The sequence below is a fragment of the Pseudomonas sp. Irchel 3A18 genome, from assembly GCF_900187465.1.
GTDB lineage: Bacteria > Pseudomonadota > Gammaproteobacteria > Pseudomonadales > Pseudomonadaceae > Aquipseudomonas > Aquipseudomonas cichorii.
Genome location: NZ_FYDI01000017.1, coordinates 98531 through 109435 on the forward strand (window position 1 = coordinate 98531; position 10905 = coordinate 109435).

General features: G+C 54.4%; 9 protein-coding genes. All 9 read left to right on the forward strand.

The features are described from left to right. Positions 1–14 precede the first annotated feature (14 nt). The 9 genes from CKW23_RS23190 (at position 15) to CKW23_RS23235 (ending at position 10790) form a co-directional block, all read left to right on the forward strand. A complete protein-coding gene (locus CKW23_RS23190; protein ID WP_025259296.1) occupies positions 15–1316 on the forward strand; it encodes an NAD(P)/FAD-dependent oxidoreductase in 1302 nt (433 codons plus the stop codon). Between the two features lie 40 nt (positions 1317–1356). Further along, complete coding sequence (locus CKW23_RS23195) at positions 1357–1773, forward strand: RidA family protein (RefSeq protein ID WP_025259295.1); 417 nt, start codon at positions 1357–1359, stop codon at positions 1771–1773. Positions 1774–1784: 11 nt separating this feature from the next. Next, complete coding sequence (locus tag CKW23_RS23200) at positions 1785–2462, forward strand: DUF1028 domain-containing protein (RefSeq protein ID WP_095068413.1); 678 nt, start codon at positions 1785–1787, stop codon at positions 2460–2462. After that, entirely contained in the window at positions 2459–3607 is a 1149-nt protein-coding gene (argE, locus tag CKW23_RS23205; protein WP_095068415.1) for an acetylornithine deacetylase, read from the forward strand. Before CKW23_RS23200 ends, argE begins: the two co-directional genes overlap by 4 nt. Before the next feature lie 637 nt (positions 3608–4244). Further along, positions 4245–6167, forward strand: coding sequence for a DUF1800 family protein (locus CKW23_RS23215; RefSeq protein WP_025259292.1), 1923 nt, complete (start codon positions 4245–4247; stop codon positions 6165–6167). Positions 6168–6181: 14 nt separating this feature from the next. Then, on the forward strand, positions 6182–7387 hold the full coding sequence (locus CKW23_RS23220) for a DUF1501 domain-containing protein (protein WP_025259291.1): 1206 nt from the start codon (positions 6182–6184) through the stop codon (positions 7385–7387). A gap of 64 nt (positions 7388–7451) precedes the next feature. Then, positions 7452–9332, forward strand: coding sequence for a glycosyltransferase family 2 protein (locus tag CKW23_RS23225; protein ID WP_081741919.1), 1881 nt, complete (start codon positions 7452–7454; stop codon positions 9330–9332). Positions 9333–9384: 52 nt separating this feature from the next. Further along, positions 9385–10560 (forward strand): DegT/DnrJ/EryC1/StrS aminotransferase family protein, encoded by a 1176-nt coding sequence (locus CKW23_RS23230; protein ID WP_201019958.1) that lies wholly within the window; start codon positions 9385–9387, stop codon positions 10558–10560. Further along, on the forward strand, positions 10557–10790 hold the full coding sequence (locus tag CKW23_RS23235) for an NAD(P)-dependent oxidoreductase (protein WP_095068418.1): 234 nt from the start codon (positions 10557–10559) through the stop codon (positions 10788–10790). The genes CKW23_RS23230 and CKW23_RS23235 overlap by 4 nt, the downstream gene beginning before the upstream one ends. Positions 10791–10905 lie beyond the last annotated feature (115 nt).

The window sequence follows — 10905 nt, forward strand, 5'->3', positions numbered from 1 at the left end:
TGAAGGAGGCCAGGATGACCGAGAAAATCACAGAAATCGACACACTCGTCGTGGGCGCGGGCCAGGCTGGCATAGCCATGAGCGAGCACTTGAGCCGCCTTGGCATCGAGCATCTGGTACTGGAAAAACACCGCGTTGCAGAAGCCTGGCGCAGTGGCCGCTGGGATTCGCTGGTCGCCAACGGCCCGGCCTGGCATGACCGCTTTCCAGGCCTTGAATTCGACATGGACCCGGATGGGTTCGCCGGCAAGGAACAGGTCGCCGATTACTTCGAGCGCTATGCACGCAAATTCGATGCGCCCATCAAGACCGGCGTAGAGGTCAAGCGCGTTACCCGAAACCGGCAACGCGCAGGCTTCACCGTCGAAACCAGCGCAGGCACCTACGTGGTCAACCACCTGGTATCGGCGACCGGCCCGTTCCAGAAGCCCGTCATCCCGGCGATTGCTCCCAAGGATGACGCCCTGCACCAGATTCACTCGGCCCACTACTTCAACCCCCAACAACTGCCGGAGGGCGCAGTGCTGGTAGTCGGCGCTGGCTCTTCCGGCGTACAGATCGCCGAAGAACTGCTGCTCGCTGGCCGTCAGGTCTACCTGTCGGTCGGCCCCCACGACCGTCCGCCACGCGCCTACCGTGGCCGAGACTTCTGCTGGTGGCTGGGCGTGCTGGGCCTGTGGGACAGCGAAACCGTACAGCCCGGCAAGGAACACGTGACCATTGCGGTCAGCGGTGCGCGTGGCGGTTACACCGTGGACTTCCGTCGTCTGGCACAGGCCGGCATGACCCTGACCGGCCTGACCGAAAGCTTTGCCGATGGCAAGGTGCGCTTCCAGAACGACCTCGTCGACAACCTCGACCGAGGTGACGAGAACTACCTGTCACTGCTCGATGCCGCCGATGCCTATGCGCAGCGCAACGGCCTGGACCTGCCACTGGAGCCCTCGGCCCGCGAGCGCGTGGCCGATGCCGACTGCATCACTCACCCGTTGCAGGAACTGGACCTGGCCACCGCCGGTGTCACCTCGATCATCTGGGCCACGGGCTATTCCCAGGATTACAGCTGGCTGCAACTCGATGCCTTCGACGCCAAGGGCAAACCTCGCCATCAACGTGGCGTGTCCAGCGAGCAAGGCCTGTACTTCGTCGGCCTGCCGTGGCTATCGCGACGCGGTTCCGCCTTTATCTGGGGCGTGTGGCACGACGCCAAACATGTGGCTGACCAGATCGCCACTCAACACAAATACCGATCGTACGACCAGGGCAAACGTGTCATGCCCTCCCCTGTCGTCCAGTTGCGCAACGTCAACGGCTGATCACTTTACAGGAGCGCGAATCGCTCCCCAGGAGTTTCACATGAGCACCCCGACTCACACTCGCATCCGCATGTTCAACACCAAGGACACCTACCCCAACCAAAGCCTGAACAACGACCTGTGCCAGGCCGTGCGTGCCGGCAACACCGTGTACGTGCGCGGCCAGGTCGGCACCGATTTCGACGGCAACCTGATCGGCCTCGGCGACCCCGCCGCACAGGCGAATCAGGCGATGAAAAACGTCAAGCAACTGCTGGAAGAAGCAGGCAGCGACCTGTCGCACATCGTCAAGACCACCACCTACATCATCGACCCGCGCTACCGCGAACCGGTCTATCACGAAGTGGGCAAATGGCTCAAAGGGGTGTTCCCCATCTCCACCGGCCTGGTGGTGTCGGCATTGGGACAGCCGCAATGGCTGATGGAAATCGACGTGATCGCCGTTATCCCCGAATAAGGACTGCCGCCATGACCTTTTCCATTGCTGCACGTTGCGCAGAAACCGGCCAACTGGGCATCGCCATCAGCTCATCGAGCATTGCCGTGGGCGCACGTTGCCCCTGGTTGAGCGCGGGCGTCGGAGCAGTGTCCTCGCAGAACATCACCTTGCCAGCGCTGGGGCCTCGCACACTGGACCTCATGGATCAGGACCTGTCGCCAGCCGAGGCACTGGAAGAGGCTCTGGCAGGTAACGTCTTCAGCGACTATCGGCAGATCACGGCCATCGACCACCTGGGACGAACCGCGCACTTCAGCGGCAGCAAAACACTGGGAATCCACAACGCACGCAGCGGAGAACAGTGCGTGGTGGCCGGCAATATGCTCGCGAGCCCGTCGGTCATAGACGCCATGATCCAGACGTTCGAGCAAAGCAACGGCCCCCTGGCCGAGCGCCTGCTGCAAGCCATGCGCGCAGGCCTGACAGCAGGCGGCGAAGCCGGACCGGTACATTCGGCAGCTCTGAAAGTGGTGGGCGAACCTTCCTGGCCCATCATCGACCTGCGCGTGGACTGGACAGACCACGACCCCATCGAAGCGCTGAATATGCTGTGGCAGGCCTACCAGCCACAAATGCAGGACTACATCGATCGCGCCCTGAACCCGGCCAGCGCACCGGGCTACGGCGTACCGGGAGATGAGCGATGAACACCAGTCGCGAGCTGCTGGCGCAACTGGTGGCTTTCGACACCACCAGCCGACTGTCCAACCTGGCCCTGATCGATTTTGTTCGTGATTACCTCGACAGCTTCGGGGTCGCCTGCGAACTGATATACAACGCGCAGAAAACCAAAGCCAATCTGTTTGCCACAATCGGCCCGGCCGACGTGCCGGGCATCGTCTTGTCCGGGCATACCGATGTCGTGCCAGTGGACGGCCAGGCCTGGACCTTCCCGCCGTTCGAGCTGAGCGAAAATGGCGGCAGACTTTACGGTCGCGGCACGGCCGACATGAAAGGCTACATTGCCTGCGTGCTGGCAATGGTCCCGGCGCTGGCACAAGCTTCGCTGCGCCTGCCGGTACACATTGCGCTGTCCTACGATGAAGAAATCGGTTGCCTGGGCGTGCGCTCATTGCTTGAAACGCTCCATACCCGCCCAGTAAAACCGCTGCTGTGCGTGATCGGCGAACCCACGGAGCTCAAACCGGTGCTTGGGCACAAAGGCAAAGTCGCCGTGCGCTGCGAAGTCCACGGAGCCGCCTGCCATTCGGCCCATGCACCCAGCGGCGTCAACGCCATCGAATACGCCGCAAAGCTGATCTGCGAACTGGGTCGTCTTGGGGAGGCATTAAAAGCCGATACACAGGACCCGCGTTTTGACCCGCCCTTCTCCACCGTGCAGACAGGCGTGATCGGCGGAGGCACCGCCTTGAACATCGTCCCCGCACAGTGCCACTTCGACTTTGAAGTCCGCTCACTCCCGACCCTGGATCCGCAACAGATCGTCAGCGCCATGCACACCTACGCCCGACACAACCTGCTGCCGGCCATGCGCGCCGTGAGCGGACAAAGCGATATCCGCTTTACCGAACTGTCGAGCTACCCAGGGCTGGACACCGCCATGCACAGCCAGGCAGCGGAACTGATTGCACAATTCTGCGGCTCCCGGGTATTCGGCACCGTCGCCTTCGGCACAGAAGGAGGACTGTTCGACCAATCCGGAATCCCGGCTGTGGTCTGCGGGCCAGGGAGTATGGAACAAGGGCATAAGCCGGATGAGTTCATCAGTGTTGAACAGCTTGAGGCGTGTGATGAGATGCTGAGGCAAGTGCTGGTGTTTGCACAGCGTTAAGGTCATCAATAACTTTTTGGGTGAGGGGTTATGGGTATGGCCAGGCTCAAATATCTATCTCTCTACGCCCTCGCCTGTTGCCGAATTTGGAGAGCGCTGGATCATCGCTAAGGGACCAACGACAAACAAAACCGTTAACATTCACCATGCTTCGGCGGACGGGATTTTTATAGACCCCGTACAGGAAAAAGTCTGCGTGCGATCTCATTACCGAGTCTATCAATGATATTTTCTGGCAAATGAACACGCACCGTAGCTTTGCATTTTTAATAGCCACCTAGTGTACCGCTTGTGCAAAAATCTCAAACCTCTCACTAGCCGACCTTAACTTCGCACCCTTTGAAGAAGGCCCAAACAAGCCAGCCAAAAATACTTAAGCCCCTCAAGTAAAGCGAAGTCAATATCTCAATAACCTTTGGGATTTTTCGTCAGATCCTCATTAAAAATAAAAAGAACGAAATCTCTTGTTTCAAATTGATTTTTTGAGAAAAATCCAGCCGATAGCGTTTTTTTTTCAAATTCAACTTCGACTAAAAACAAGCAATACGTACTCTAGGGAACCGTTCCGAGTTGTTGTAAGCCGCGATAAGTTTAACCATGTTCCCCGTCAGCAGATCCCAGACAGCAGGGGAACACCATGTCTTTCTTCTCCATACCAAAAGCACTTTCGGGACAAAAATTCTCCGTCGCTCTGTCGACCCTGCTTTCAATCATAGCCTGCAATGCTCATGCACTGACGCCAGATGAAACAACCCACCTGCTGGGTCGCACCGGCTTTGGTGCCAGCCCTTCCGACAGGGAACTCTATCAGCACTTGAGTCGCGAACAGGCAGTAGAACGCTTGCTTGAGTCTCTGGATGCTCCATTATGGACACAACCACCAGCCTTCACACGCCAACCCCACCCAAACTATTGGGCCGAGGGATGGCAAGATCGCGAAACCACATTTCTACGTATCAACGAAATTAATCAACTGCAAGCGTGGTGGTTACAGGAAATGGTTGTAACGCCCTCACCTTTCGCGGATCGAATGACCCTGTTTTGGCATAACCTTTTTGTTTCACGCTTCGACAAAACCCACATCACCGCACCATTCCTAGAACAGTTAATGCTATTCCGGGATACAGGCAATCGCAACTTTCGCAGCCTGACACGTCAAGTACTGCAAGACCCAATGATGCTAAGCGGATTAGATAATGTTCATAATACAAAGCACCGTCCTAATGAAAATCTGGGACGCGAACTCCTTGAACTATTCACATTGGGAATTGGCACTTACAGCCAAGAGGACGTAAGACAAGTAGCCCGAGTCTTGGCCGGACATGGTGTTGCGTTTGAACAACAATGGCGTTATCGGTTTGATGAAAAGACAGCAGACCGTGCCGAAAAACGTGTGCTCGGCCAAACTATAAATGGCAACAGTGACAAAGAGCTGGACGAGTTGGTCGATATCCTGCTCCAACAACCACAAACGGCCAAGCGTCTGGCACAACGGTTTTATAACGAATTCGTCTCCTTGACTCCAGCTCCGCAGGAGGTCGAGCGTCTGGCTCAGGTTCTGCGCGACAGCGACTATGACATTCGGGCTCTGCTTCAGGATCTATTATTGAGTCCGGCTTTTTGGGATGAACGCAATCGCGGCGTACTGCTTAAGTCCCCACTGGAACTGGTGATAGGTTTCGCTCGCACATTTGAACTGGTACTACCGGATCAGCAGATTCTGGTCGATTACTCTGCTGCCCTGGGACAAGCACCGTTCATGGCACCCTCAGTCGAGGGCTGGCGTGGTGGGCTGGAGTGGTTGAGCAGCAAGACTCTCACTGATCGAGAACGTGTCATACAGCGCCTCTGGCAAGCGGTGCAAACCCTTGAACAGCGTCCACAAGCCGACGCCTTGCAGGTGCGCTTTGCGTCCGAATACACCACCACACCTGTGCGCTTTAAAGTGTCGGTCAACAATCAGATCATCAAGACCTTTGAAGCGAAACTCGGTGCTAATACCCAACATGAATTGAGTTCAAATGAACCTGGAAACCTGAAACCCATGTGGGAATGGGTGAGTATTCCACGCAAAGAGCTGCCTGAAAATATCCATACAGTAACAGTGACTATGGACGTACAAAGTACCGGCAGTAATCTTTTCGTCAACTGGATAGCTCTGGATGGTTATCGCTTTTCCCCCCAAAAAGCTCGCTGGTCCACTACCGCCGGCTCAGGTTGCCAGGCTGACTCACCGCTGGGCTCGTTCTACTGCAATCTGAGCCTGGTGTTCGAAGTCAGTCATCCCATTCAAGCAGAACAGGCAACTCTGGAAGACCGCCATGCCCCACTCAACTCAAACCTTGAATATGGTACCGGACGACAACAGCTCCAGTGCCGTGTAACACCTTGCCTTCCAATAGCTGCCGCACGCATTCCAAACCTCAAGACATCAGCCGGAAACATATCTTTCAACTCAGTGTTGGCAAGCGCGCCATTACGAATCGAACTGCCATTGCTGGAGTCCGGCCTACAAGCAGTCAAAGCACTGACTCTCGACCCGGCCTACAACCTGAAATAGCTAAAGGGGGCTTAATGTCTGACTCTTGTTTGTTTTCTCGACGTCTGTTGTTAAAAAGTCTGACCTTGGGAATGGCGGGAATCGCATTACCGTTATCGTTGTCGGCAACCGAAAACCAGAAGTTACCCCCCCACAAACGACTCATTGTGATTGAGTTGTTTGGCGGTAATGATTCGCTCAACACCTTGGTTCCCTACACGGATCCTCTCTACAAACGCTATCGACCCAACCTGGCGTTAAACAACCGTGACATCGTTCCGTTGTCGACAGAGCTGGCTTTGAATGCGGCATGGAAGGATATCGCCGAGGTTTTCCAACGTGGAGAACTGGCAATCGTTCAGGACGTCGGTTATCCGCAGCCCAACTTGTCTCATTTCGGCTCTGCGGCGATATGGGCATCGGGATCTCTGGAAGCAGGTCAACATTCCGGATGGGCTGGCCAAGTGATCTCGACCCACCGTATCCACATGAGCGCTCAAGATGCTGACGGCATCATTCTTTCGGGCAATCAGGACCTGATGCAAAGCAGGGGTGCCCAAGTCTTGACCTTGCAAGACAGCAAATCGTTTCTCAGTGCGCAGACACGGCCTGTGATATCGACAACCCTCGGAACTCAGAACCCGGCAGCACACCACCTTGAACAATTGCTGGATCAAAGTGCAACTCTGCGGGAACGGATACGTCGCAAAATTAAAACACCTAATCGTTTTAATGCGTGGTTCACAAAGGATGGTTATACGGAACCTCAAAACATGCAGGCGGCGCTACTGTTATGGCTGATTGAAAACGACATCAACGCCCCTTTGTTCAAACTCAGTCTATCCGGCTTCGACTTACATTCGGGTCTGCGCGGCGAACATGAGCGCTTACTCGGTAAAGTGCAAACCCTGCTGCTGTCATTGCGCAAGGGACTTATGGAAATGAGTGCATGGAAGGACAGCCTGATTCTGGTGCATTCCGAGTTCGGTCGTCGTCCACAGGAAAACGCCTCGGCAGGCACCGACCATGGCACCAGTGGTTTAGTGCTGCTATGCGGAGGCAGTGTATCGGGAGGCTTATGGGGGCAGCAAAGTTCGCTGCAAGATCTTGATAGCGATGGAAACCTAAAATTCACCACCGATTTTCGTGCCATTTACGCTTCTATCATTCAAAACTTTTGGGGGCTGTCGGCCAGTAGTAACGCTCCCGATTCTATCGCGGCACTGGGCATAAAACTCTGAACTTAATCGTGCCATTTCTGCCCACGCGCCTGATAAGCGTCGGCGTAAAACCGAGGAACCTCATATGCAACTAACCGCTGTCGAGCCACAACATAATGAAGAAGTGGAACGTTGGAAAAGACACTTCCAGCGCAAGACGTTCTGCAGCCAGAATACTATTATCGCTGGCGAATTACCCACCACTGATGCCGATATTCTGGTGTGCCTGACGCTTTACAACGAACAAGCCCAAGCCGTGGCTGACACGCTGGCAGGGGTGGCACGCAATCAGATTCAACTTGCCAGATACATGGCCGCACCGGTCCCAAGGATCGTGGTGTGTATAGTACTTGATGGTATGCACTGCGTAGATGCTTCGACCACCCTGCTGCTTGAAAGTCTGGGGCTCTCCCCCCGGCGTCAACCAATGGATGAAGCACTGGCAGAAGCTGAAAACAGGATAATACTTCAAGGCAAAAACCTGCCTGCCAATGAGTTACTCGAACGTTGTGGGAAAGACTGGGTCGGCGAGCAGTCCAGTGCATCGATCACCGTATTACTGGCTACCAAGCTGCATAATGCCAGCAAACTCGACAGCCATGCCTGGTTCTTCTGGGGCATTGGCAGCAAGGTCAAGGCACGCTTCGCAATGCAACTGGATGCAGGGTCTATTCCCGCTCCAGATTGTTTTAAGCACTTATTGCAACACATGCACGACGAACCTGAGTGCGGTGCGGTAACCACCTGCATTCTGACCCCTGTGCCTGAAAACATGAACCTCCAGCAAAACTGGCAATACGCCGATTATCTCTGGGAAAAAGTCAGCGATTGGCCCGTAGGTAATCTGTGCCGCTATCTGGAGGTGGTCCCAGGACAATGCAGCCTGATTCGCTGGGAGAGTTTCTGTGAGCCTGAAAGTCAGGAGCGGGCCCCCATTGATGAGTATTTAAGAGGGTTGGAACCCCAAGGACTACTCGAGTGCAATTTGTTCTTGGCCGAAGATCGAGTCATGGGTTTTGAGCTGGTCAAGAACCTACAACATAGCAGTACCGTCCGTTATTGCCCGCAGGCGCAGGTAGAAACGGACTTGTGTCCTGACTTTGGCGAACTTATCAGGCAACGCAGGCGCTGGATCAATAGCACGGTGGCGGCCCGCCTGAGTTCGGCAAAACAACTACCGAAAATGATGAAGCAGCACAGCATCTCAACACAGCGTATTCCTGGAGTATTACTGTCATTGTGTTGGGGGCTGATGCAGTTTGCAACACAACTGATGATGCCTGTGTTTATTACGGTATTAATGGCTACAGGCGTTGCCTACACCAGCACGAAAATCGGTACTGCCGCGCACGTCGCCGAATCGAACGGCTATTGGGCAGCCACGGGATTCCTGTTGTTATGGGCCAGTGTATTGCTCATCAGTCGACAAATTAATATCGGAAGTCGCAGAGGGGAACGGTGGCATATCACCGCTATCTGTACCTTGGGGATTGTCATGGTGTCCGGCTGGGCATTGACACTCTGGGGAAGCACATTGCAAAGCCTTTACTTCATAGGTGCCACACTCCTGTTCGTGATCATCGCCATCGTCGCCCAATCCTGGGGACACCTGAGACAGGTCGGCCGCTGGTTTGGTCTCTATCTTGTACTGCTGCCCGTCTTCAACCTTTATATGACTTCTTATTCACTGGCAAATATCAGTGACATCAGTTGGGGCACCAAGGGACTGGTATCAAAACATGCAGCGCCTGACAGGGCTCGACGCTGGTCGAGAACACGTGACCAATTGCTATGGATCTGGATTCTGTCAAGTGTCGCGCTGTCCAGTTTGATTCTACTTGCTGTTCCGATGTCATCCTGGATGGTCTGCGTACAACTTCTTTCATTATTTTTCGTCCGCATCGGGATCGCGGCCTTTATAAGTGTATGCACTCAGGCTTACGACGCGGTACGTCAAAGAACCTGACCCTTCCCGTTATTAATTCTGCACTTAATATCCATTAACTGGAGTCATGACCATGAATCCCTATACGCTGAAACCTGAGACCGATAAACGCCTGGGAATAGTACGACCCACTTTTGCTCCTTTTGAAATTCTTGCCCCCCGTTTCAAATCAAGCATGGACAGTGGCGTCGTCACCAATGGAGGTCCTCAACTCAAAACATTTGAAGCTCGACTGAGCGACTATCTATCGGTACCGACTCTGGCGTTCTGCAACGGAGAACAGGCGTTGATCGCGCTGCTGATGGCCGCTGATCTCAAAGGCAAGGAAGTCATCGTTCCCTCCTTTACCTTTGTCGGCTCGGTGCATGCCATTGTTATTGCAGGTGCCATCCCTGTGTTCGCAGAAATCCAGAGCCTCGATTGCCCCCTCGCGGATCTGAGCGACATAGAACGAAAAATAACCGAAAACACTGGAGCCATTCTAGCAGTGGATGTCTACGGTTATGCCAACGACTACAAGTCTCTGGAGAAACTTGCTAAACAGAACGGGCTGCGGTTGTTCATCGATAGCGCGCCGGCATTTGGCAGCCTTTATCAGGGTCAGCGCATTGGTGGATTCGGCGATGGGCAGATTTTCAGCTTTCACGCGACCAAGCCATTCAACACTCTGGAAGGCGGTTGCGTATGCACTAATGACGCTGAACTGATGAGCCGCGTAGCGGCAATTCGCAACTTTGGTCAAAGCGATCAGGGCGAATGCCTATATGTAGGGCTCAACGGGAAGATGAGTGAAATCAATGCGATTGTCGGCTTGGCTCAGTTGCCATCTCTGGAGTTGCAACTCAAATGCCGACGCCAAGCTGCTGCGCGTCTGATTCAGGGTTTGGAAGGCATACCTGGCCTGAATGTATGCCAGCCGACAGGGGAACAGGAACCGGTCTGGCAATACCTCCCGGTACGCGTAGACCCCGAACACTATGGAATGAATCGGGATGAACTACAACACACTATGGCAACGGCCAATGTGATGGTTCGCAAGTATTACTCGCCAGCGTGCCACTTGATGCCGGCGTATGCCTCCCCCCTGCAAACCGATCTGAAACTGACAGAGGAACTCGCCTGCAGTGTCCTGGCACTGCCTATCTATAACGACATGAGCGAAGCCGAATGCGATCGGATAGTCGCATTGCTATACACGCTTTATTTATCAGGACTTCCAGTGGTGGATCATCAAGGGGTCGCATCATGAGTAAAAAAATCCTGGTAGCAGGCGCTGGCGGTTATATCGGTATTGTCTTATGCCAGCTTCTGGTTAAAAGCGGTTATGAAGTCATCGCGTTTGACCGTTTCTTTTTCGGAAGGCGCAATGGTGATTTTGAGCTTTCGTCAACTCTGGTAATCCGGGGAGATATACGCGAAATAGAGGCCTCTCTGCTTGAGCATGTCGATGCCGTGGTGGACCTGGCCTGTTGGCGCTGATTTAAAACTGACCCACCCTGCCGATTGAAAATTGACCCAGGACGGATTGCTGATTTTTGCCCCAGCAATTGTGGATAAGCTTAGCAGCAGTGTTCCGATTCAAGACCATCAAGCC